The sequence below is a fragment of the Dolichospermum sp. UHCC 0259 genome, assembly GCF_009711935.1.
Classification (GTDB): Bacteria; Cyanobacteriota; Cyanobacteriia; order Cyanobacteriales; family Nostocaceae; genus Dolichospermum.
The window spans coordinates 1-22,658 of the sequence record NZ_VIKX01000294.1; the positions used below are offsets into that span (position 1 = coordinate 1).

21 protein-coding genes are annotated in these 22,658 nt (G+C 37.5%); 16 read left to right on the top strand and 5 right to left on the bottom strand.

Annotated elements, in window-relative coordinates; all coding sequences use genetic code 11:
- Nucleotides 1–19 precede the first annotated feature (19 nt).
- Nucleotides 20–328: a hypothetical protein gene (locus tag FJR05_RS23940; RefSeq protein WP_168646423.1), complete on the bottom strand. Its 309-nt coding sequence runs from the start codon at nt 326–328 to the stop codon at nt 20–22.
- Between the two features lie 480 nt (nt 329–808).
- On the opposite strand from FJR05_RS23940, the gene FJR05_RS23945 reads away from it, so the two are divergent.
- The 4 genes from FJR05_RS23945 to FJR05_RS23960 all read left to right on the top strand — a co-directional run bounded on the left by FJR05_RS23945 (nt 809) and on the right by FJR05_RS23960 (nt 6,845).
- Nucleotides 809–1,558 (top strand): DUF928 domain-containing protein, encoded by a 750-nt coding sequence (locus tag FJR05_RS23945; protein WP_168646424.1) that lies wholly within the window; start codon nt 809–811, stop codon nt 1,556–1,558.
- 1 nt (nt 1,559) lies between these two features.
- A complete protein-coding gene (locus tag FJR05_RS23950) occupies nt 1,560–3,806 on the top strand; it encodes a CHASE2 domain-containing protein (RefSeq protein ID WP_168646425.1) in 2,247 nt (748 codons plus the stop codon).
- Between the two features lie 161 nt (nt 3,807–3,967).
- Nucleotides 3,968–5,293 carry a folate/biopterin family MFS transporter gene (locus FJR05_RS23955; protein WP_168646426.1) on the top strand — a complete coding sequence of 442 codons (1,326 nt, stop codon included), beginning with the start codon at nt 3,968–3,970 and terminating at the stop codon, nt 5,291–5,293.
- 85 nt (nt 5,294–5,378) lie between these two features.
- Entirely contained in the window at nt 5,379–6,845 is a 1,467-nt protein-coding gene (locus FJR05_RS23960; RefSeq protein ID WP_168646427.1) for a carotenoid oxygenase family protein, read from the top strand.
- A 282-nt stretch (nt 6,846–7,127) separates the two neighbouring features.
- Here the strand turns inward: FJR05_RS23960 and FJR05_RS23965 are convergent, their stop codons facing one another.
- The gene (locus FJR05_RS23965; RefSeq protein ID WP_168646428.1) at nt 7,128–7,301 is read right to left on the bottom strand and encodes a hypothetical protein; all 174 of its coding nucleotides are present in this window, start codon (nt 7,299–7,301) and stop codon (nt 7,128–7,130) included.
- Nucleotides 7,302–7,485: 184 nt separating this feature from the next.
- On the opposite strand from FJR05_RS23965, the gene FJR05_RS23970 reads away from it, so the two are divergent.
- From FJR05_RS23970 to FJR05_RS23990, 5 genes are all read left to right on the top strand, one after another.
- Entirely contained in the window at nt 7,486–7,776 is a 291-nt protein-coding gene (locus FJR05_RS23970) for a type II toxin-antitoxin system Phd/YefM family antitoxin (protein ID WP_242031650.1), read from the top strand.
- Nucleotides 7,760–8,101 (top strand): type II toxin-antitoxin system RelE/ParE family toxin, encoded by a 342-nt coding sequence (locus tag FJR05_RS23975; RefSeq protein WP_168646429.1) that lies wholly within the window; start codon nt 7,760–7,762, stop codon nt 8,099–8,101. Before FJR05_RS23970 ends, FJR05_RS23975 begins: the two co-directional genes overlap by 17 nt.
- A gap of 176 nt (nt 8,102–8,277) precedes the next feature.
- Nucleotides 8,278–8,496 (top strand): hypothetical protein, encoded by a 219-nt coding sequence (locus FJR05_RS23980; RefSeq protein ID WP_168646430.1) that lies wholly within the window; start codon nt 8,278–8,280, stop codon nt 8,494–8,496.
- Nucleotides 8,484–8,930 carry a PIN domain-containing protein gene (locus FJR05_RS23985; RefSeq protein WP_168646431.1) on the top strand — a complete coding sequence of 149 codons (447 nt, stop codon included), beginning with the start codon at nt 8,484–8,486 and terminating at the stop codon, nt 8,928–8,930. Before FJR05_RS23980 ends, FJR05_RS23985 begins: the two co-directional genes overlap by 13 nt.
- A gap of 177 nt (nt 8,931–9,107) precedes the next feature.
- Nucleotides 9,108–11,069 (top strand): N-6 DNA methylase, encoded by a 1,962-nt coding sequence (locus FJR05_RS23990; RefSeq protein ID WP_254447072.1) that lies wholly within the window; start codon nt 9,108–9,110, stop codon nt 11,067–11,069.
- An 18-nt stretch (nt 11,070–11,087) separates the two neighbouring features.
- On the opposite strand, the gene FJR05_RS23995 is transcribed toward FJR05_RS23990, so the two are convergent.
- From FJR05_RS23995 to FJR05_RS24005, 3 genes are all read right to left on the bottom strand, one after another.
- On the bottom strand, nt 11,088–12,233 hold the full coding sequence (locus tag FJR05_RS23995; RefSeq protein WP_168646432.1) for a hypothetical protein: 1,146 nt from the start codon (nt 12,231–12,233) through the stop codon (nt 11,088–11,090).
- A complete protein-coding gene (locus FJR05_RS24000) occupies nt 12,226–12,468 on the bottom strand; it encodes a helix-turn-helix domain-containing protein (protein WP_015078634.1) in 243 nt (80 codons plus the stop codon). Before FJR05_RS24000 ends, FJR05_RS23995 begins: the two co-directional genes overlap by 8 nt.
- A gap of 154 nt (nt 12,469–12,622) precedes the next feature.
- Nucleotides 12,623–16,609 carry a magnesium chelatase subunit H gene (locus tag FJR05_RS24005; protein ID WP_168646433.1) on the bottom strand — a complete coding sequence of 1,329 codons (3,987 nt, stop codon included), beginning with the start codon at nt 16,607–16,609 and terminating at the stop codon, nt 12,623–12,625.
- A 403-nt stretch (nt 16,610–17,012) separates the two neighbouring features.
- On the opposite strand from FJR05_RS24005, the gene FJR05_RS24010 reads away from it, so the two are divergent.
- From FJR05_RS24010 to FJR05_RS24040, 7 genes are all read left to right on the top strand, one after another.
- The gene (locus FJR05_RS24010; protein WP_168646434.1) at nt 17,013–18,572 is read left to right on the top strand and encodes a hypothetical protein; all 1,560 of its coding nucleotides are present in this window, start codon (nt 17,013–17,015) and stop codon (nt 18,570–18,572) included.
- A 75-nt stretch (nt 18,573–18,647) separates the two neighbouring features.
- Nucleotides 18,648–20,687 carry a hypothetical protein gene (locus FJR05_RS24015; protein WP_168646435.1) on the top strand — a complete coding sequence of 680 codons (2,040 nt, stop codon included), beginning with the start codon at nt 18,648–18,650 and terminating at the stop codon, nt 20,685–20,687.
- A gap of 36 nt (nt 20,688–20,723) precedes the next feature.
- Nucleotides 20,724–20,945, top strand: coding sequence for a hypothetical protein (locus FJR05_RS24020; RefSeq protein WP_168646436.1), 222 nt, complete (start codon nt 20,724–20,726; stop codon nt 20,943–20,945).
- Between the two features lie 329 nt (nt 20,946–21,274).
- The gene (locus FJR05_RS24025; protein WP_168646437.1) at nt 21,275–21,565 is read left to right on the top strand and encodes a BrnT family toxin; all 291 of its coding nucleotides are present in this window, start codon (nt 21,275–21,277) and stop codon (nt 21,563–21,565) included.
- On the top strand, nt 21,562–21,777 hold the full coding sequence (locus FJR05_RS24030; protein ID WP_168646438.1) for an antitoxin: 216 nt from the start codon (nt 21,562–21,564) through the stop codon (nt 21,775–21,777). The genes FJR05_RS24025 and FJR05_RS24030 overlap by 4 nt, the downstream gene beginning before the upstream one ends.
- 166 nt (nt 21,778–21,943) lie before the next feature.
- A complete protein-coding gene (locus FJR05_RS24035) occupies nt 21,944–22,144 on the top strand; it encodes a type II toxin-antitoxin system VapB family antitoxin (protein ID WP_168632249.1) in 201 nt (66 codons plus the stop codon).
- The gene (locus FJR05_RS24040) at nt 22,141–22,551 is read left to right on the top strand and encodes a PIN domain-containing protein (protein WP_168646439.1); all 411 of its coding nucleotides are present in this window, start codon (nt 22,141–22,143) and stop codon (nt 22,549–22,551) included. The genes FJR05_RS24035 and FJR05_RS24040 overlap by 4 nt, the downstream gene beginning before the upstream one ends.
- Nucleotides 22,552–22,658: the final 107 nt, after the last annotated feature.

A 22,658-nucleotide genomic window follows, 5' to 3' on the forward strand; every position in this document is an offset into this window, starting at 1 on the left:
CTCCTATCCCTGTTACTTCCTAATTCCTTTTTAGTGGGGGAGTGTGAACAGTTACGATTGATTCTGTCTTTGTGCTTGGTTCTACAGCATTGAGTTCAATATTATTTAATAACGTCGTCACAAAGGCAAAAAGTAAAAAAGGTAGAGATAAGAGAACAACAAGACCCACTGTAGCTAAAGCGTATACTGGTCTTTTTGCGCCCATCAGTGCTAAAGCTGAAGCCAAGCTAATGGTAATCGTAATTAACCAGGCAATAATTTGACCGTAAATATCACCAAAAGTTAAGGTACAGACAAACCGATAGTTTTGAATATTATTTTTGTTCATTTTAAACCGAACCTCAATTTTATTCTATATCTTCTACCTTAAATCTATGTTTGCCTTAAGAACAATTTCTCAATATATTTCCAAGGTTTGTAATATTACTTTACAAAAAACTAATTTTCAGTCACATCCTTGAAGAAATTGTCAATTGATATATTTTATGTATAACTATTTATACTGGGAACACGGTTAACAAGAAATTCGTCCTTTTAGGATAACAAATTTATCATTACCAACTCAGCAAAATTGATTATGGGATTGTTAATGTCTGTATCATATTCTACATTTTTTGTTACAAAACTTTATCTTATTTCTGAAAAATCACAAACTTTTCATACCCAATTTTAGGTAATGCTATCACCTCAATAAAGTAATAAATGGTAATATCAATAAAGGTCAAGCATTGATAACGACTGATTTTGACATTTTCTGCCTTACTAATCACAAAAATACTAAATAATTAAACCAAGAGGATATTTAACAATGAAATTGATGTCTAAATCTCTATACTTTCTGACTTTTTTCTTAACTCTATCTTCCCAGATAGGGTTCGTAAAAGCTCAATCTTACCCAAATCTAAAACGAGAGCAAATTAGTCAAAAATTTAAGCCTCGCGTAGATAATAAACGTAATCCGGTAACAGATGGTGGTGCTACTCGCGGAAAATCTTGTTTAACAAAAAAAGAGTTACTAATACCTTTAACTCCACTCAACCTCGTGGGATTAACCGTAGCTAAACATCCCACCTTTTTCTGGAATATGCCTGATTCTATAGCGAAATCTCTCAATTTTACCATATTTGCTGATGGTGAAACTGAACCCCTGTATAAAACTAAGCTGCCCATACGGAATGCAGCGGGAATTATGAGTTTTACCCTTCCTCAAAATGCCCCCCCACTAGAAATTAATCAAACTTACAAATGGTCTGTCAATGTAATTTGTGATCCTGAAGACTCTAGTGCCAATATTCGCATGAGTGCTTGGGTAGAAAGAATAGAAGCAGATACTTCCCTCATCCAAAATCTGAAAAATTCTGATTCCCGTAATCTATCCAATGTTTATGGAGAAGCCGGAATTTGGTATGAAGGACTAAATTCTATCATCCAACAACGCTGTATTCAACCAAATAATTTAGCCGTCAAGATCAAATGGCGACAATTTTTAGAATCAGCAGGATTAAAGGATATTATTTCTCAAAAATTAATCAATTCTTGTCTAGTTAATAATAAATAGTATGCGGCAAAAGCTGACAAAAAAAATCTGGCAATGGCGAGGAATATTAATTGCGATTGCTAATGCTACATTCCTTGTCACTTTATTGAGGTTCACAGGGTTACTACAATTTATTGAATTCACCGCTTTAGATCAATTTTTTCTCCTCCGTCCCCAAGAACCAGTTGATAGCAGAATAGTGATTGTAGAAATCAATGAAACAGACATTGAAAAACAACAACAATGGCCTATTTCTGATGCTGTACTAGCTCAAGTATTAACAAAAATTAAACTGCAAAAACCTAGAGCAATTGGTTTAGATATTTATCGCAATTTACAGGTGAATCCTGGACATGAAGAACTAATCAAGATATTTTCATCTACGCCTAATTTGATTGGTATTGAAAAAGTCTTCAAAAATGAGGATAATTCACCAATTAAACCACCATTAATTTTGAAGAAAAAGCTACAAGTTGGCGGTAACGATTTACCTAGAGATGATGATGGAAAAGTGCGAAGAGGATTACTGTATCTATATTCAGAAAACGGTGATTTTTTAGAAAGCTTATCCTTAAAACTAGCATTATTATATTTAAAAGCAGAGGGAATTACCGAAGAAGCTGCCAAAAATAATCCAGATTATTTACAATTAGGTAAAAGTATTTTTCCTCGATTTATCGGTAATGATGGTGGTTATATTAGAGCAATAGATGGCAGTTATCAAATTATTTTAAATTATCGCGGAAATATAGAAAAATTTTCCCATGTTTCTTTAACAGAAATTTTAGAAAATCGGATTTCTCCAGATTTAATGCGAGGAAAGGTGGTGTTAATTGGTTCTAGCGCAGGAAGTTTAAAAGACCTCTTTTACACTCCTTATACTAATAAAATCTTTGCTAGTCCACAACGAATGCCCGGTGTGGTGATTCATGCAAATTTAATTAGTCAAATCCTCAGTACAGCATTAGATAATCGTCCATTAATTAGGTCTTGGTCTGAACCTTGGGAATATATCTGGATATTTGTTTGGTCAACTATTGGTGCTACTTTGAGTTGGCGACTACGCCATAGTAATCAACTGGTGACAGTTGGTGTTATATTCATGGGGATTATTTTAATTGGTGGTTGCTTTCTCTTGTTTTTATTTGGCTGGTGGATTCCTCTAGTTCCACCATTTTTAACATTAGGAGGTTCAGCAATTTTTATTACTCAATATGTGGCTGGTAGCGCGGCAAATATGCAAAAGACTTTTGGACGCTATTTGGAAGAAGAAGTAGTTAATAGTTTATTAGAAAATCCTGCTGGTTTGAAACTAGGGGGAGAACGCAGAAAGGTAACAATTTTAGTTTCTGATTTAAGAGGGTTTTCGGCTATTTCTGAGGAATTTAGTCCAGAAGATGTGGTCAAAATTCTCAATCTTTATTTAGAATCTATGACTGATATTATTCATCATTATAAAGGGACAATTAATGATTTTATGGGTGATGGAATTTTGGTGATGTTTGGTGCGCCAATTAGTCGAGAAGATGATTCCCAAAGAGCAATTGCTTGTGCTATGGCTATGCAATTAGCAATGAAACAAGTGAATGAAAAAAATCAAGAAATAAATTTACCAATTCTAGAAATGGGAATTGGCATAAATACAGGTGAAGTAGTTGCTGGTAATATTGGCTCTCAAAAACGGGCAGAATATACTGTTATTGGTAGTCATGTAAATTTAGCAGCGCGAATTGAGTCTTATACTGTGGGGGGACAGATTTTTATTTCTGAACATACTTATCAAGATGCGAATATTGATTTGCGAATTGATAGCGAATTACAAGTAGAAGCAAAAGGAATAAAACACCCGATTAATCTTTATGAAGTTGGTGGTATTGGTGGGAAATATCAGTTATTTTTACCCACAGAAGTAGAAAGTATGGTGAGTTTGAGTGAGGAATTATTAATTGAATATATGATTTTGCAAGGTAAGCATATAGACGGAGAATTATTCCCTGGTGCATTGGTGGGACTGTCGGAACATGGTGCAAAACTTTATTCTCAATATCCGTTGGAAAGATTAAGTAATATTAAATTCAAATTATTAACAGATACAGATATATGCGATGAAGAGCCAGATATATATGCAAAGGTAGTGAGAATACCTACTGTTGACCAAAAGTATTTTCTGATTCGATTTACAAGTTTATCACAAAAAGCGAACTGCTTGCAGCAGCGCTTCGCTATCGCTCGACTAAATACAATTCCTGACATAAATCTGTATCAATAAAAGCATTCTCATCTGGTTTTAGCAAATCAAGTTTGTACCTAAGAAGGTACTGCTGTCACCATTAAAGCTAATGGATATTTATTCATAATTAATAAAAACTTATCCCCTCTTTAAGGATATATGATATAAAAGTAAATAAAACTTAATCATTATTTATCCAAATGCTAAATGACTCCCCTCCCTTACCCAAATTTAAAGACTTACTAACCCAAAAAATCCTCTTAGGTAACGAACCTAGTGCTGAGTTAATCGCAATTCTTACCATCTATTTTGTTCAAGGTATACTGACATTATCGCGTTTAGCTGTGAGCTTTTTTCTCAAAGATGAATTACTATTAGGTCCAGTGCAGATGTCAACAATTATGGGAATCTGTACTATACCTTGGATGATTAAGCCATTATATGGGTTTATTTCCGATAGTTTACCCTTATTTGGTTATCATAGAAAACCTTACATAGTTATATCAGGAATTCTAGGCTGTGCAGCTTGGTTATGTTTAGGAACAGTGGTTCATACTAGCACAACAGCCACAATGATGATTGTACTTTCTTCTCTCTCTGTGGCTATTAGTGATGTGATAGTTGATTCCATTGTAGTTGAAAGAGCCAGAAACGAATCAGAAGCAAAAATAGGTTCTTTACAATCTCTTTGTTGGGGTAGTTCCGCCATTGGTGCTTTATGTACAGCTTACTTTAGTGGGTTACTTTTAGAATATTTTACCACCCGCACAGTATTTTTAATAACAGCATTATTTCCTTTAATTATTTCATCTGTAGCTTGGTTAATTGCTGAAAAACCTATTAATAAAGATCACAAAAAAAGCAATAACACAAAAACTCAACTATTAAAAATCCGCCAAGCAATTACTCAAAAAACAATTTGGTTGCCCACATTATTTATATTTATTTGGCACGCTACACCAAAAACCGAATCAGCATTCTTCTATTTCACAACTAATGAACTCCACTTTCAGCCAGAATTTTTAGGAAGAATCAGGTTAGTGACGAGTTTTGCTTCCCTCATTGGGGTTTGGGCTTTTCAGCGTTACTTTAAAAACATTCCCTTTAGAACAATGATTACTTCGGGGATTTTCCTATCCACAGCTTTAGGAATGACGAATTTATTATTAGTAACTCACACCAACAGACTTTTAGGCATAGATGATCATTGGTTTAGCTTAGGTGATAGTTTGATTATTACTGTGATTGGGCAAATTGTATTCATGCCCATATTAGTATTATCAACAAAGCTTTGTCCTCCCGGCATAGAAGCCACATTTTTTGCGTTAATCATGTCTGTATTTAATGTAGCAGGAACAGTTTCCTACGCATTAGGATCAATCATGATGAAATGGTTAGGAATCACAGAATATCAATTTGATTCCCTGTGGTTATTAATTATTCTCACTAACTGTGCTTCTCTGATACCTATATTTTTTATTAAATTGCTACCAGATGCTAGAATTGATAATGATGTAATTAGTTAATAGATAAAAATATCGAAACCAATTAGATTTATGTCTATATTTACATCCCTAATTTCTTGAAAAATTTTACCATAGTCAACAAAAAATGCAAATATTAGAACCTCAAGATCAGCAAAATCTCCAAAAATCCTACACTCTCAAAGATTGGCAAGGAGGATATGAATCTCTTAACCAGGAATTTGATTACTGGATTGATGATATAGAAGGGGAAATACCGCCAGAATTACAAGGGACATTATTTAGAAATGGACCCGGTTTATTCGATATTAATGGGCAAAAATTACATCATCCCTTTGATGGAGATGGGATGATTAGTCGCATTACCTTTACCAATGGCCGCGCCCATTTTCGTAACCAATTTGTGAAAACGTCAGGTTATTTAGCAGAAAAAAAAGCGGGTAAAATTCTTTATCGTGGTGTTTTTGGTACACAAAAACCGGGCGGTTGGTTAGCTAATATTTTCGATTTCAAAATTAAACATATTGCTAATACTAATGTAATTTATTGGGGTAACAAACTATTAGCACTATGGGAAGCATCCGAACCTTATTTACTTAATCCGCACACTCTAGAAACAGTAGGAAATGAATACTTTAACGGTGTTTTATCTAAAGGTGAAGCCTTTAGCGCCCACCCACGAATTGATGCAAATGGTACATTAGTTAATTTTGCTATTACACCAGGACCATCAACCACAATTAAAATATTTGAGTTAAACACCGACGGAGAAATTACCCATAAACAAAATCATAGCGTTGCTGGTTTTTGCTTCATTCATGATTTTGTAATTACCGAAAATTACTGTATTTTCTTCCAAAATCCTGTTAGTTTTAACCCCATACCTTTTGCTTTAGGAATATCTAGCGCTGCCCAATGTATTAAAGTCCAAAAAAATCAACCTACAAAAATTATCATTATTCCTCGCCAAAACCCAACTAAAAAAATCAAAGTTTTAGAAACTCAGGCAGGTTTTATTTTTCATCATGTTAATGCTTTTGAATGTGGTGATGAAATCATCATTGATTCTATTTGCTATGAATCATTAACAGAAGTTGAACCCAATAGCGATTATCGAGAAACAGATTTTGATGCCAATTCTCCTGGGCAACTTTGGCGATTTAATCTCAATTTACAAACCAATACAGTCCAAAATCATTTAATAGATGATCGGGCTTGTGAATTTCCCTCAATTCACCCTCAGAATGTCGGTAGATATTATCGTTATCTATACATGGCGGCGGCTCATCAATCAACTGGAAATGCACCCCTCCAAGCAATTCTCAGGCTTGATTTAGAGTCACAACAAAGACAATTATGGAGTGCTGCACCACGAGGTTTTATCGGTGAACCAATTTTTATTCCTCGTCCAAATTCCCAGACAGAAGATGATGGGTGGTTAATAGCGTTAGTTTATGATGCAGAACATCATCGTTCAGATGTGGTAATTCTAGATGCTGTAAATTTGGAAAAAGGGGCGATCGCACAACTACATCTCAAACATCATATTCCCTATGGTTTACACGGAAGTTTTACTTCCGCAGTATTTATGTAATTTACTTTGGAAAACTCGCTACACCGCAGGTACAAAAAAACTCTTGATGGCTGGTACTTGATTAGCGTTTATCTATTTAGTGCCTAATTTTATTACTACGTAGCTATCACTACCAATTACAGTACCAGGAAGCGATTCCTAGTAGTTCGTCAATCCAAAAATGACGGGTGAAGGCAAGCAGGGGAGCAGGGGAGCAGGGGAGGGAAGAACAAAAGTCATTATCCGTCAAAATGTCTTTGACAGACTACTAGGTCGCGCTTCGCTATCGCACCCTCCACATCCCTAAAAGCGATCGCACCTTCCAAACCCCCAACAGCGAACTGCTTGCAGCAGCGCTTCGCTATCGCACATCCTCACATCTTCCAAAAGCGATCGCATTCCCAACATCCCAAAAGCGATTCCTACGGAGCGCTTCGCTATCGCACTCCCACATCCCAAACAGCGATCGCACCCCATACACCCCCAAAACAGCGATACCTTTGGTCAGCGCTTCGCTATCGCACTCCCTACATCCCAAACAGCGATTCCTACGGATCGCTTACTCTATCGCACTCTCACACCTCCCAAAACAGCTATATCTTCCCTTGACAAAATATTTTCATACAATTAACATGAAATTATCAAATAATTTATTGAAATTATGATGTTTAGCCTAAGCGATATTCACCCCTTATCAGAATTTCAGCGCGGAGCAAAGATGTTTCTGGATAAGTTAAAAGAAACTCAATCTCCCATTGTGCTGACTGTGAATGGTAAGGCTGCTGCTGTGGTTCAAGATGCTGAAAGTTATCAAAAACTTATTGATAGACTGGAATTACTGGAATCTGTTGCTAAGATCCGTCAAAGTATAAATGAGTTTGAACAAGGTGAGGGTATGCCCTTAAATCAAGCATTTGCAGAATTTAAGGAAAAATATGGCATACCGGATTGAGATTTCACCTAGTGCTATTGCTGATATTGAGAGTATTTTCCTGTGGATAAAAGAGGATTCACAGGAAAGAGCTTTTCGTTGGGTGCGGGGATGTTATGAAATTATGCTGACGTTGGAAAATTTCCCCCAACGTTGTTCTTTAGCTATAGAAAGTAAGTATATGGGAATTGACGTTCGACAACTTCTTCACCAAAAACAATTTTTGATTTTATTTACAGTTCAAAACATTGAGGAAGAGGAAGGAGTTGTATATATTCATCGTGTTCGTCATGGTTCTCAGCAGAGATTGGAAAATATACAGGATTTATTGGGAGATGAATTATAAAATTTGACACTCAATAGCGATCGCACCCCACATTCCCAAACGCGATTCCTACGGAGCGCTTCGCTATCGCACTCCCATACCCCAAAAGCGATATAAAATTATGATATAATCAGTGGTACTATTATGTATAGTTCAATTCGGGTAAAAACTATAACTATAAAATAAGCAAAAAATGTATGTCTAATTATCAAGAATTGTTACAACAAGCTAAAAATTTAAGTGCTGAAGAACAACTTAAATTAGTAGGTGAATTAATCTCAGTGGTTCGTAATCGTGTTATAGATAAATCAAAAAAGCGTAGTATCCTAGATTTAGAGGGTTTAGGTAAGGAAATTTGGCAAGGTATTGATGCTCAAGAATATGTTAATCAGGAACGTGGAAAATGCAATGGATAGAACAGTTACAGGGTCAAACGGTTGCTTTAGACACTGCACCACTGATTTACTTTATTGAGCAAAATCCTGAATATATAGAAAGGGTAAGGCTGTTTTTCAGAGCATTAAATAATCGTGAATTTAAGGTAATTACATCTGTTGTAACTTTATTGGAAGTATTAGTTTATCCTTTGCGACGTGGAGATATAATATTATCTCAACAGTATCGTGACATCCTCTTTGAGGATGAGGAAATTTTAAAGGTTATAGAACTTTCTCCAGATATAGCGGAAATAGCAGCACAATTAAGAGCAGTATATAATTTGCATTCTTTAGATGCTATTCAAATGGCCACTGCTATTTATGGGGGTGCGTCTTTTTTCTTGACAAATGATATTCGTTTACCTTCTTTACCAGGATTAACGGTTTTGGTTTTAAATAACTTAATAATTTAATTAAATGCAGCGATCTCACTCCCAACATCCTCAAAAAGCGATTCCTACGGAGCGCTTCGCTATCGCATCCCCACATTCCCAAACAGCGATGACTATCATACAAACTCCTTCGTGTATCAAGAAGGTGAAAGAAAGGTGCTATGCTGGAAAAACGTCAAAAATAAAAACTTAAATTGTATGAAACAGAAAGTTAAACAAACTCATCAAAATGTTGCACAACTTTCTCTGGTATTAGATTACAAAGATGCACTACACCAAATCCGTAACTATTTAGCAGGCCAAATGATAGGTGCTACCCGTGATGAAACTTTACTAGAGGAAGTTATTAAGTGTTTATTTTGCAAGATTTATCTAAAAAAACACCAAAATATAGTAATTAACCCCGATACTAGATTAAGCATTCAACAACAATATCAAAAAACTTTTAGCGAAATTCAGATTTTATTACCTAACTTATTTAATTCTCAAGATAAATTACAGCTAGATAAAAATAGTTTAGAATTTATTGATCAAAAATTAGAAATACTTGATATTCATCAATGGAGTTATGATCCTTTTGGAGATGCTTATGAAGTTTTTACTAGCTCTATTGTTAAGGGAAAAGAAGGACAGTTTTTTACCCCTCAAAATGCTATTGATTTATTAGTTGAATTAATTAATCCACAACCCGGTGAAACAATTATAGATCCTGCTTGTGGTGCTGGAGGTTTTTTAAACTCAGCAGCACGTCATCTTATTAATTTAGGAATTACATCTGAAGAGGTAAATCAATATGTTTTTGGTATAGATAAAGATAATTATTTAGTTCGGCTTGCCTCAGCTAGATTATCATTATTTACTAAAACATCAGCTAATATATTTTGTAGTGATTCTTTGGCTTGGGATGTAGATAAATCATTACAGGATAAACTTGGTACTTTTGATATTGTTTTAGCAAATCCACCTTTTGGCACTCGAATTGTTGCCGCTTCTAGTAACACTCAAAGAACTTTTGAATTAGGTTATAAATGGCATTTAGATAAAAAATCAGATAATTTTATTAAATCCAATGAACTGCAATCCTCTGTACCTCCACAAGTATTATTTATTGAAAGATGTCTTTCTTTAGTTAAACCTGGAGGACGTTTAGGTATAGTAGTTCCAGAAAGTCTAATTTCTAGTAAAACTTATCGCTATGTTATTAATTATATTGAAGAAAAAGCAGATATCAAAGCGGTTATAGGAATGCCAGAAGAATTATTTAAGGTTTCAGGAAAAAGTGGTACTCATACAAAAACTTGTTTATTAGTCTTACATAAGAAAAAAGAAGCAAATATACAGCAGAAGAATAATATTTTTATGGCTGATGCTAAATTATGTGGACATGATAGCAGAGGACGGAAAAATAGTAGGGACGATCTGCCAACTATTGCCTTAAATTATCATAAATATAGACAAAATAACCTAGTTAATTCTAGTTTAGGGTACGAGGTAGAATTTAGTAAAATTACAGATTATATTCTTGCCCCTCGTTATTATAACCCAGAAATAATTAATGAATTGCAAAGATTGCATAATACCCATGATTTGATTCCCATATCTGAATTAATCTCTCAGGGTTTACTAGATGTGACAACAGGTGATGAAGTAGGTAAAGAAAATTATGGAACTGGTGATATTCCATTTGTAAGAACTTCAGATATTTCTAACTGGGAAATAAAAAGAAATCCTAAACATTGTTTAAGTGAAGAAATTTATCGTTCTCTTGCTGCTAAACAAGATGTCAGAGAAGGTGATATTCTCATGGTGAGAGACGGAACATATTTAGTAGGACACTGTGCTTATATTACGAAATATGATAAGAGAATAGTATTTCAAAGTCACATTTATAAATTGAGAATAAAAGATAATTCTAAATTATCTGCATATTTATTAATAGCAGCTTTAAGTTCCGAACCTGTAATTATGCAGATCAAGGCTAAAAGATTCACTCAAGATATTATTGATTCATTGGGTGATAGACTAGGTGAAATTATTTTACCTATTCCTAAAGACTGTGAATTAAAGGAAAAAATTACACAAATAGTAAAAAGATCCATAGATGATAGAATTGAAGCACGAGAATTAGCCAGACAAGCCTGTGTTGAATTAGTTAGTTAAAAGAGTGAAGTTTAATTTTTATAAAAGACCATTATCTTGATAGTTATTAAAAATCTTTTTTAATAACTCTCTAGTTTCATCCACTGAGCGATTTTGCTGAATTTCATTACCTTCTGAACTAATCCAGCAAATATTTTCTCCACGTTGTATTTGCATATCAATTAACCCTTTAGCTTTTCTGGGAACTATATGACCTACTTGAAACTTAGATTCACCATGAGTACAATTCAATAATTCATACTGAAAATCGGTAAATGAAAAATATTCCATTTTTATAGGACATTTACAAGATTCGGGAATAATTTCCCCTTGTTCAATTATTTTTTCTTTTTCAAGACTCTGAATAATATCTACCGGAAATCCTTTAAATTCTAAAATTTGTGTAATTAATTTGTACTCTATTTCTTGACAATCTCTTACAAAAGCAAACTCTATAGAGTCTGGATGCGCTTCCCATCTTAATTCACGATTAGTTTGATAACCCCCAGTTTGACCTCGATCTGTCAAATAAGCTTTAGTTCTTACCTTATTGTAAATCTTTTGAAATAATTTATAGTATTGTGAATTTTTAGTTTTGGTTAATAAGAATTTTTCTAATTTAAGGATTTTTAGAATTGATGGATTATCAAAACTAATAATATTTATGTTTTTAGCATCATGAATGCTACTATTATTGATATTTTTTTGCTGGTAATCAATCCAATAAAACTTACTTCTCTTTTGTCGCAAATGAATAAAATTTACTTTATTATCATCGGTAGATAAAACAGTCACAAAATCGCTTAATATTTTAATAAAAATATCTATACAATCCTTATATATATTATGTCTAGGGTCTGGAAGATTGAAATGCTCAGACCAACGTGTGGCATAATTAGCTGAACCTCCTTTCTTCCAGACAAGTTGAACAAAAAAAGAAAATCTAAAAATGTCAGTTAAACTCGTGGTTACCTGTTTTTCTGTTAACAGTCGAGAAAGTTCTAGACATTTTGATAATATTTGACTGTCTTGTCGTAAAACAGGCAAAACTTTAGTAGAAAGTGAAGCAAGGTTAAACTGCTTTTTCTTAACATTTTTATCAGATTTACTCTTTTCCTTACTGATATCAATTGCTTTCAACTCTTCATCAATAATTGTTTTTACTTGCTCAATAATACTATTCATTATTTTCAATATTATATTCTGAGAAAAGATCAGAAATAGAAATACCTAACGCTTTAGCCAACTTTTCTATATTTTTTAAGGAAGGGTTACGAGTACCTGATTCAATCCCCGAAATATAGTTACGATGAAGACCAGCTTTTTCAGCAAGCTGTTCTTGCGACAAATCTAGTTCTCGCCGTCTTCTCCGAATTGCTTTTCCAAAACGGTATTCAATTTCGTCTTTTATTTTTTCCACATCAACATCTTTAAATACTCAGCAGAGAAAGTCTATACATTATTAATGGAGTTTTGCACACTATAAGTTTATGTAGTATAATTTTTTATAAAAAAAAGGAGCTATCTAAGCTCCTTTCTATTAGTGATAATTTTTTAAGTCTGAGTGATAGATTTTACTCAATTCCCTCAATCCGGTTTTCCACCTCCTGATACAACTCACGTAACCGGTCTAAATTCTCCTCGCTAGTCTCCCAATAACCGCGTCCATTCATTTCCAACAAAGTAGAAACAATCTTGCGGAAAGAATGAGGATTGAGATTCATGAGACGCTTTTGCATTTCCTCATCTTTGATGAAAGTCTCGTTCGTGTCCTCATAAACCCAGTTATCCACAGCGCCAGCAGTCGCACTCCAACCAGTGGTATTTACCAACCGTTTAGAAAGTTCCCGCACACCTTCGTAACCGTGAGATAACATCCCCTCATACCATTTGGGATTTAACAACTTAGTCCGCGCATCTAAACGCACAGTTTCTGATAAACTTCTCACCTGTGCATTCGCAGTAGTTGTATCTGCAATATAAGATGCTGGTTTCTTGCCATCTGCACGCAGACTTGCTACTAACTTAGTCGGATCAGAGTCAAAATAATGGGAAACATCTGTTAAACTGATTTCCGAAGAATCGAGATTCTGGAAAGTTGCATCAGCAGTTTTCAAAGTAGTTTCAAAAATCTCTCTTGACTCATCCATAACCCCAGGATTATCAGAATTGAAAGAGAAAGATTTGCGCTTCAAATACATTTCCTGTAACTCAGCTTCACTATCCCAAGTGCTATTCTCCACCGCAAGGTTAATATTAGAAGAATAAGAACCGGAAGCATTAGAGAAAACGCGAGTTGCAGCTTGACGCAGATTTATGCCCATGTCCTCAGCTTGTTTCAAAGCGTGCTTGCGGACAAAGTTCATTTCCAAAGGTTCATCAGCTTCCGCAGCCATTTTCACACCTTGGTCTAGCAAGTTCATTTGGTTAATGAATAAGTCGCGGAATACACCAGAACAGTTAATTACAACGTCAATTCTGGGACGACCCAACTCTTCTAAAGGTATCAATTCCAACTTGTTCACCCGTCCCAAAGCATCGGGAACTGGACGCACACCAATCATCCACATAATTTGGGCGAGGGATTCACCGTAGGTTTTGATGTTATCTGTACCCCAGAGGACACAGGCGATGGTTTCTGGCCAGTTTCCTTCATTTTCTGACCTGTTCCGTTCCAACAACCTATCCACGACGATTTTCGCAGATTGAACTGCGGCAGAAGTGGGGATAGATTGGGGATCTAAAGCGTGAATATTTTTACCTGTGGGTAATACGTCAGGATTACGGATAGGATCTCCACCGGGACCAGGGAGAATATATTCACCGGCTAAACCTTGGAGAAGTCCACCCAGTTCGTTATCTGCACAAACTTGTTTTAAGCAGAATTCCAAATATTCAAACAGGGGTTTTAACGCAGAGGTATCAACTTTGGTGTAACCTGATTGATGCAGTGATTCTAACCAAGGTTCTTTTCTACCCATGTACAAGAAATTCAACTTGGAAACCGCGATAACTCGACCTTCTGCGTCAATTTGTTCTTGAACTAATGCCGTGACAGCCGCACGGGTAGCGAGGGTGATATCTTGTAATAGTTGCACATCTGCCAAAATGCCGGCATCGTTGTTTCTGTAGATATCCTCAATGGTGCGTCCCAGACTTCTAGCAATAATTCCGGGTAAACCTTGAATTTCTTCCTCTTGTCGGTCTAAACTAGCAATATTGACTAAAGTTGCGATCGCTTCTTCGGCACTAGGAGGTTTACCAATCACGTGCAGTCCACAAGGTAACAAGCGCGATTCAATCTCCATCAACCGCCGATAAACGCTACCAACAATGTTATCCCGTTCTTCCGAGGACATATCCTTAGAATCGGTTTCTGGTAACTCAATATCCTTGTCTAAGTTGACAATGCGGCATTTATCCATGATGGAATTGACAATGGAAACGCCCCGTCCAGTGTCTTTCAAAGTTTGGTAAGAAGCAATTAACTCGCTGAGTTCCTTCAAACCTTTGTATAAACCAGCATTTTCCGCCGGTGGTGTTAGGTAAGAAATTGTTTCTGCATAACTGCGACGTTTGGCAATTGTGGCTTCACTGGGGTTATTAGCTGCGTAATAATACAGGTTAGGAATTGAGCCAATTAGTTGATCTGGGTAACAATCACCAGACATTCCCATTTGCTTACCGGGCATAAATTCCAATGAGCCATGTGTCCCAAAGTGTAACACAGCATCAGCGCCCCAAATCCGTTCTAGGTAGGTGTAGTAAGCTGCAAAACCGTGATGGGGACTTGCGGAACGGGAGAATAACAACCGCATGGGGTCGCCTTCATAACCAAATGTTGGCTGGACTCCAATAAATACATTACCAAATTGTTTCCCGTAAATCAACAGATTTTGTCCGTCGCTGTTGAGGTTTCCGGGAGGTGGTCCCCAGTTCTCTTCTAAGCGTTGGGAGTAGGGTGTCAGTGCTTCATATTCTGGCACAGACATTTTGTAAGCAATGTTGAGTTCAGGACTGTTGTATTGTGCTTGTGCGTCGTGGATGACTTGTTCTAGCAACTCTTGGGGAGTTTCGGGAATGTCCTGCACGTCGTAACCGTTGTTTCTCAGTCCTTTCAGGACTTCATGGATAGAACCGAATACATCTAAATATGCGGCTGTTCCCACGTTACCTTTGTCGGGAGGGAAGCTGAAAACGGTGATAGCGACTTTTTTGATTAATTTAGGTTTGCGGCGCAGAGTTGCCCATTTTAAGGCGCGTTGGGCAACTATTTCTACTCGGTCTTGTAAGGCGATCGCTTTCCCCGTTGCCCCATCTTTACCAGATAGGATAATAGGCTCAATTGCCCCGTCTAGTTCAGGGATAGCAATCTGTAAAGCCACTTGAATGGGATGTAACCCCAAATCGCTATCTAGCCATTCTTCCGTAGTCTGGAAGACCAAAGGTAAGGCAACCATGTAGGGACGGTTGAGGCGTTTTAATGCTTCAATAGCTTTTGGATGGTCTTGTCTCGCGGGTCCACCCACCAAAGCGAAACCAGTTAAGGAAACTACTGCATCTACTAATTGTAATTTAGTTGTGGGTTCATAGAAGTAAGCTTCTATTGGTTTAGAGAAATCCAAACCACCAGCAAACACAGGTAGAACTTTTGCCCCTAATGATTCTAATTCCTGGACAATTGCCACATAATGGGCATCATCGCCGGTTACTAGGTGAGTTCTTTGTAAAACCAAACCTACACATGGTGCAAGGGGGTCTTTGAGGTTTCTGGAAATGTCCCTGCGGACAGCATACCAGTTCAGATATTCCCGCACATCCTCAAACATAGTCGGCGCTAAAGGATGCCAAATTCCCATGTCAGGATAAACAACTGGTGCTTCATACTTAGCAGCAGCAAAGCTTTCTTTTTCCGCGCCTTTCAATACGTATTTATCAGCCAGCATCAGCAAGAAGTTTTCTAGGTTTTCCGCTGAACCACCTAGCCAATACTGAAAACTGAGCATGAAGTTTCTCGCGTCTTGTGCTTTTTCCATGGGGAGGAATTTCAGCACTTGGGGGAGTGTCCGCAACAACTTCAACATTCCGTCTTGGAAACCAGCGCCAGATTTTTCTTTGCGCTTCTTCATGAAGTTGGCGATAACGCCCTTAGATTGTCCTAACTGCGCCAAAGAGAAGCTACCCATTTTATTGAGGCGCATAACTTCGGGCATGGAGGGGAAGACAACCGATACATCTAGGTTATCACGATGGGGTTCAACTGCGGCAACTACTTTTTGTGCTAAGTCTTCAATAAAAATTAGAGAAGCAATGAATATATTAGCGCTTGCTATATCGCGTTGAAATTCGGCAAAGTTTTCTGTTCCGCGCAGTTCTTCAATCATGTATCCACTAATTTCTATCGCTACGCTGGGATGATTAGCGTTAATTTCCCGGACTGCTTGCGATAACGAACTCTGGTATTGAGATTCAAGGACGACATAGACAACCTTGATTAACTTACGTCCCCGTAAATTGTCAGGTGCAATATGCCTAATAGTGGACTTGACTTGGGTAAACATTCAAATAAGCTCCTTTCAGGCGTGTTCTTGTGGAGTTCATCACGGTTGATATGGCCGTTTGTAACTTCAATTATCTTCGGCAATAAGAGTTTTTTAGCAGAAAACTCCGATTCTGTGGGGGTTTTATCCTATATCTGACACAAAATGATATAGAAAACAACATATTTATTCATGAATCTTAACAAAGAATGCAGGTTTTCTCACCTGGGTTTAAATTTTGTTTACATAGCTATGCTGTTATGTAACAAAACGTTAGTGCTGACAGTATTGTGATATTTTGGTTTTGAGTTGGGAGCGATCTATACATTTGTAACAAAATTAAGCTGTTAGCCGGCTGGTTTTTGTCTGTGTTAGTTTGTCCAATTGTCTTATCAACTTTCTACAAGACAAGGAGATTACAAAAATGGGTTTTTGGGATGATTTTGCTGAAGGATTAAAGGATGTTGGAACATCCGCAACAAGGATTGTGACTGATACAGCTATCGATCTCGGTAACGTAGCCACAGGGTTTCAGTTTAATGAGGAAATGGAAGCTGCCAAGAAGGAGATGTCAGATGCTGGGATTCTAAGTCCTGCTGATGCAATAGAGAAAAACCACTATGGTTTTTTGAAAGACATGGAGAAAGAGGCTCGTACTAAGTTCGATATCGTCACCACTCTATATCAGGAGGGACAACGGGTCGAACTGGAACGAGATCGGAAGGCAACTGATCTTGAGGAAATGTTAAACCAGGCTAATATGCTCGCACAAATGAGTTTAGAGGCGCAGAAGCTACTTGAGCAAGCTACAAACATACCGGATTGGCAGAAGTGGGCTGACATCTTGGATATTCCACAGGTTGTCCTAAAAAAAGTCAATGCATCCGTTACAAAATGGGATGAAGTCAGCAAGCAGATTGTCTTATCTGGAATGGGAGTGAACGTTGCTGCAGGAGTCACAGCAGGACTTGCAGGACTCAGCAGTATTACTAAAGCTTCCTCTGCCTTAAAAGCTTCAAAAGTTGCGTCGGTAGGTTCAAAGGCCGGCAAAGCTTCAAAATTCCTCAAGATTGGCAAGCTAGCAGGCAAAGCATCTGTTGTACTGTCTGTAGCCTCAATTGGGCTTGATATTGGTCTATCTGTTGTCGAACTCGAAGCTAAAAAAGACACTCTAGAGCAGAATCTCAGGGAACTCAATGATGGCATTGCTGAAGCCAATCGAGATATAACGTCCCTACGGCGAGAAATACGACAAATACGTCTCAGGATATATGAACTCTTGAATAGTGTTGATCCAGTACAAACTGAAGGATCTTGGAATAGTTGGGTAGAAACGACAAAACGGCAGCTAGAAAAAGCAAGAGAGCGACTAGTCTCGTTTGCAAGCATCCGTGAGAAAGCAATAAAAGTAGCTCAGTTTACAAAGGGGCAAGCTTATGAAGATCGGGTGAGGTTGATCTCTAGCATTGATCCAGAGATATCCGAGGATGAAGCAAAGTCAATTATCGCCGACGTTGATCAGGTCAAAGGTCTTGATTGGATATCAGAAGCAACTGTACCGTCGGTTCATGCTCAGATAAAAAGTTTGAATTGGGAAATCCAAGGTCCGGGAACTACTGCTATCAAACCAGATATCAGTATGGACTCAATTACTTGTAGCTATTCACTGAGCGGTCAAAGTGTCTGGACGAGGCAAACTTGGACTTATTATGCCACCGCTGCCAAGACAGGTTCTTTGGAATTTGATTGGAATTACTCAGGGTTTCATGCTTGGTACAAACCTTTTTTACAGATCAGCGTTTTCGTAGATAGTTCAGATGGCAGGAAATATGTGACGCTTTTGGAAGGTTCGCAAAGAGAAGGTCAAGGTAAGTCATCCATCCAAATCAAACAAGGAGAATCATTTGGTTTTGTTATCAAGGGCAGTAACTACGATCGCGATTCTCGTCTCTTGGGGGATTTGAAAATTAGTTTCAAAAGTTAGATTCTTCATTCTCATTCATTCGTAGTATTCGATAAGTTAATCAACACAACAAGTCATAAATCAAGGAGTAAAACCATGTCATTCGTTGGACTACTAAAAGCAGCTTCAGCAGGTTCCAAAACAGCAAAATTAATAAAGGGGGCTAAGGGTGTCTTTACTATCCTAGAAATTACAGATACGGTAATGGATACTGCCCTACTCGGCGATGAAATCGCACGGGCAATTATGGGAGAAGACTACGATCCTGCTGTGCGTGATTTAAGTCGAGAGGTTTCTGCTGCAGGGAAAATATATGATGAAAAGATGACCCAAGTTGCAGAGGCAAACTTGGATATTACCAACCTCAGTGGTGGTATCAATTCACTGAAGGAAATCTTCATAGATTATGGGGACAAACAAGAGTTGGTAATGAAACAAGCTAAAAAGTTGGACGATCTTAAACAATTGCTAATGAAGACTGTTCCTACAACATATTCATGGTTTGAGACAATAGGGGCAAAAGCTGTAACTAGTGATGTTGACAAAAAGAAACTAGAAGCAATTAAAGAACAGCTTGGTCCTAATTACCTATCAATAGCTTTGTTGAGTGGAGGGCTAGGATTTCGGGCTGTGTCTTTTGGATATGATCAATATAAAAAGCGTAAGCAGGCAAATGAAGAGCTACCTGAAAGAAAACGGAGGAATGCCCAGGCAGATATCTTTGAAGGAATTGATCCAGAAGATGTGAGGAAACTACGGATCGCTGATATAACAGCCAATAAAAGTCTTAAAAGTCGTGCTAAAACAGTAGGAAAAGTGATGTACAAAGGTGTCACTAAACTTATGACGATTGGTTCGTTCGGTATGAATATTTATACCGTCGTTATGAAAGTGCAGGCTCATGATAAAGCAATGGCTGACTTACGTGAGATGCTAAATCGATATAACAAAGAAAACCCGATTTATGATCATGCTCTCAGTGGTTCTCCTGATGAGGCAGCACTTAATTCTCTTGCAGAATTTTTCGCTATTGATATAAGCAGTGAGGATACTAAGTCTGCTTTGAAGAAGGGCTATTATACAATTTTGGGCGAGTATGAGAACACGGTTCAAAACGTACTAAGTGGACCAGAGTATGATGGTATCCGAGGAGGTGGGATCGATGGTGCTTATACTGCCATGATCAATAAATTTCGGGTAACTGCTGTAGAGAATGCAGATACAAGTGTGATCATCAGCCTAGAGAACTCATACAACAATTACAAAAAATTCAAGCAGATCGCATTGGATAAGAGCAAGCAGAGCGAAGCTCGTAAGAGTGAGGGATTGGATAAAATTCGGGATGAGTTTATTTCCTCTGTTAGTAATCAATTGAATCAAATTCTAGCAACACTAAATGTCCAGATAGATGATCACAACAGCTTGAATATATTGATTCAATCTGGCAATAAGTTAAGCAAAAAGGAAGCCGAAATAGAAGAGAAAATAAAAGACTTAAAGACAAAATATCCAGATGTCCCAGATGCTTTGTTGCAGGATCTAGCAAAATCAGATCTCGACAGCTTAAAATCTGCAATAAAAGAGGAAGCGGATAGTGCGTTAATTATACTGAATATCACCAGCTCCAGTCGAAGTAAATTCAAGACTGTAGAAGAAGTAGAAGAAGCCATTCGGCAGATAATTCAGGACTTGAAAACGAAAACTGAAAGCGTTGCTTCAATTATTCCAATTAAAAGTTTAAATTGGGTTATTCAAGGACCTGGAACTACTTCTGTAAAACCAGATGAAAGTACAGATTCAATCACCTGTGACTACTCATTAAGTGGCCGAAGTGTTTGGACTCGGCAAACATGGACTTATTATACAATCTCTTCTAAGACGGGAGATATGGAGTTTGATTGGAACTATTCTGGATTTCATGCTTGGTTCAGACCTTTTGTTCAAGTTAGCGTCTTCGCTGATGGTTCGGATGGGAGAAAATATGTGACCCTCTTAGAAGGTTCTCAAAGAGAAGGTCAAGGTAAGTCAACTATCCAAATCAATAAGGGAGAATCATTTGGTTTTGTTATAAAGGGCAGTAACTACGATCGAGACTCCCGTTTACTGGGGACTTTGAAAATTAACTTTAAGGCTTAGGCACCGTCAATGGCGATCGCTTAAAATTAGGGGGTTGTGAGCGATAGCGAAGCGCTCCGTAGGAATCGCTGTTTGGGGATGTTGGGGTGCGATCGTTTAAAATTAGGGTGGTTGTGTGCGATCGCTGTTTGGGGATGTTGGGAGAGCGATTGCTTAAAATTAGGGGGTTGTGTGCGATCGCTGTTTGGGGATGTGGGGTACGATTTTTTAAAGTTAGGGTTGTGTGCGATCGCTGTTTGGGATGTTGGGGTGCGATAGTTTAAAATTGGGGTTGTGTGCGATCGCTGTTTGGGATGTTGGGGTGCGATAGTTTAAAATTGAGGTGGTTGTGAGCGATCGCTGTTTAGGAATAAGTTGGGAGTGCGATCGTTTAAAATTAGGGGTTGTGTGCGATCGCTGTTTGGGAATGTTGGGTGCGATCTTTTAAAATTAGGGGGGTTGTGTGCGATCGCTGTTTGGGGGTTAAAATTGGGGTTGTGAGCGATCGCGTATACCCAGACCTAGTGCGATCGCCTTAATAATCCCGTAACTTGTGGCATAATCATAATGTAAATTTTAGGAATAGAAAGTTTAAATTTAGTATAATAATGAATAAGTTAGGATTTACTTGGGATTCACAAAAAGCCGAGAGTAATATTCAAAAACATGGAATTTCTTTTGAAGAAGCAAAATCTGCCTTTATTGATGATAATGCTCGTTTAATTTATGATCCCGATCATTCTCAAGATGAAGATAGATTTATTTTATTAGGAATCAGTGTTTATTATCGTCTTTTAGTTGTTTGTCATTGTTATCGAGAAAATGATACAATAATTCGGATTATTTCAGCAAGGAAAGCAAATAAACTAGAACAAAAACAATATCAGGAGTTCCTATGAGAGAAAATTATGATTTTTCTACATCTGTTAAAAATCCCTATTCTAAACAATTAAAAGAACAAGTTACAATTGATTTAGAAAAGGATGTTATTCAATATTTTGAAGCAATAGCTCAAGAAACAGGTATTTCTTATTTGAATTTGATTAATCTTTATTTGCGTGAATGTATGGAAAATAAACGTAAATTATCGTTAATGGAAAGTAACAATTAAATCTGTAATTCCATCTGCGTTAGCGAAGCGCTGCTGCAAGCAGTTCGCTGTTTGGGGATGTTGGGGTGCGATAGCGAAGCGCTCCGCAGGAATTGCACTATGAATGAAATCAATCACCCAGAGTGCGCTACCATTTATTTAGTCATTTTTAGGATCAGAATTGATTGTGACTACATCTCTCAACATCAACGAAGCCTTACTAAATGAGGCGTTGGCACTTGACAATCAGGTGAACATTGATTCTTTAGTAGAAACAGCACTGCGCGAATATATTCAACGTCGTAAGCGGCTCAAAGTATTAGACCTCTTTGGGACTATCGAGTATGACGAAGGCTATAACTATAAGCAGCAACGTCATCAAGCATGAGCATTATTGTTGATACTTCTGTTTGGTCATTGGCTCTACGTCGGAAAACACCATCTGATTCTTCCCCAGCAGTCACAATATTGCAGAATTTAATCACTAATGACCAAGTTGCCTTACTAGGCGCGATTCGTCAAGAAATTCTTTCTGGAATCCGCAATTTTGAACAGTTTACCCGTCTGCGAGATTGCCTCCGAGCTTTCCCTGATTTAGAACTCATGGCTGAAGACTACGAACTTGCCGCCAAGTTTTTTAATACCTGCCGGAGTAAGGGCATTCAGGGTTCAAATACTGATTTTTTGATTTGTGCAGTTGCTCATCGTCGCAGCTACAGCATCCTCTCCACTGACAATGATTTTCAGAATTTTCTGGTACATATCCCTATTATTTTATTGCCTATTGAGGGTTAGTGCGATCGCCGAAAATTAGGGTGGTTGTGTGCGATAGCGAAGCGCTGCTGCAAGCAGTTCGCTGTTTGGGGATGTTGGGAGAGCCTTTAAAATTGGGGTTGTGAGCG

What these genes read in the sequence shown, in the direction of transcription:
- FJR05_RS23940 (WP_168646423.1), bottom strand. Translation starts at nt 328, where the DNA reads ATGAACAAAAATAATATTCAAAACTATCGGTTTGTCTGTACCTTAACT.
- FJR05_RS23945 (WP_168646424.1), top strand. Translation starts at nt 809, where the DNA reads ATGAAATTGATGTCTAAATCTCTATACTTTCTGACTTTTTTCTTAACT.
- FJR05_RS23950 (WP_168646425.1), top strand. Translation starts at nt 1,560, where the DNA reads ATGCGGCAAAAGCTGACAAAAAAAATCTGGCAATGGCGAGGAATATTA.
- FJR05_RS23955 (WP_168646426.1), top strand. Translation starts at nt 3,968, where the DNA reads ATGCTAAATGACTCCCCTCCCTTACCCAAATTTAAAGACTTACTAACC.
- FJR05_RS23960 (WP_168646427.1), top strand. Translation starts at nt 5,379, where the DNA reads ATGCAAATATTAGAACCTCAAGATCAGCAAAATCTCCAAAAATCCTAC.
- FJR05_RS23965 (WP_168646428.1), bottom strand. Translation starts at nt 7,301, where the DNA reads ATGGGGTGCGATCGCTGTTTGGGATGTGGGAGTGCGATAGCGAAGCGC.
- FJR05_RS23970 (WP_242031650.1), top strand. Translation starts at nt 7,486, where the DNA reads ATGATGTTTAGCCTAAGCGATATTCACCCCTTATCAGAATTTCAGCGC.
- FJR05_RS23975 (WP_168646429.1), top strand. Translation starts at nt 7,760, where the DNA reads ATGGCATACCGGATTGAGATTTCACCTAGTGCTATTGCTGATATTGAG.
- FJR05_RS23980 (WP_168646430.1), top strand. Translation starts at nt 8,278, where the DNA reads ATGTCTAATTATCAAGAATTGTTACAACAAGCTAAAAATTTAAGTGCT.
- FJR05_RS23985 (WP_168646431.1), top strand. Translation starts at nt 8,484, where the DNA reads ATGCAATGGATAGAACAGTTACAGGGTCAAACGGTTGCTTTAGACACT.
- FJR05_RS23990 (WP_254447072.1), top strand. Translation starts at nt 9,108, where the DNA reads ATGAAACAGAAAGTTAAACAAACTCATCAAAATGTTGCACAACTTTCT.
- FJR05_RS23995 (WP_168646432.1), bottom strand. Translation starts at nt 12,233, where the DNA reads ATGAATAGTATTATTGAGCAAGTAAAAACAATTATTGATGAAGAGTTG.
- FJR05_RS24005 (WP_168646433.1), bottom strand. Translation starts at nt 16,609, where the DNA reads ATGTTTACCCAAGTCAAGTCCACTATTAGGCATATTGCACCTGACAAT.
- FJR05_RS24010 (WP_168646434.1), top strand. Translation starts at nt 17,013, where the DNA reads ATGGGTTTTTGGGATGATTTTGCTGAAGGATTAAAGGATGTTGGAACA.
- FJR05_RS24015 (WP_168646435.1), top strand. Translation starts at nt 18,648, where the DNA reads ATGTCATTCGTTGGACTACTAAAAGCAGCTTCAGCAGGTTCCAAAACA.
- FJR05_RS24025 (WP_168646437.1), top strand. Translation starts at nt 21,275, where the DNA reads ATGAATAAGTTAGGATTTACTTGGGATTCACAAAAAGCCGAGAGTAAT.
- FJR05_RS24030 (WP_168646438.1), top strand. Translation starts at nt 21,562, where the DNA reads ATGAGAGAAAATTATGATTTTTCTACATCTGTTAAAAATCCCTATTCT.
- FJR05_RS24040 (WP_168646439.1), top strand. Translation starts at nt 22,141, where the DNA reads ATGAGCATTATTGTTGATACTTCTGTTTGGTCATTGGCTCTACGTCGG.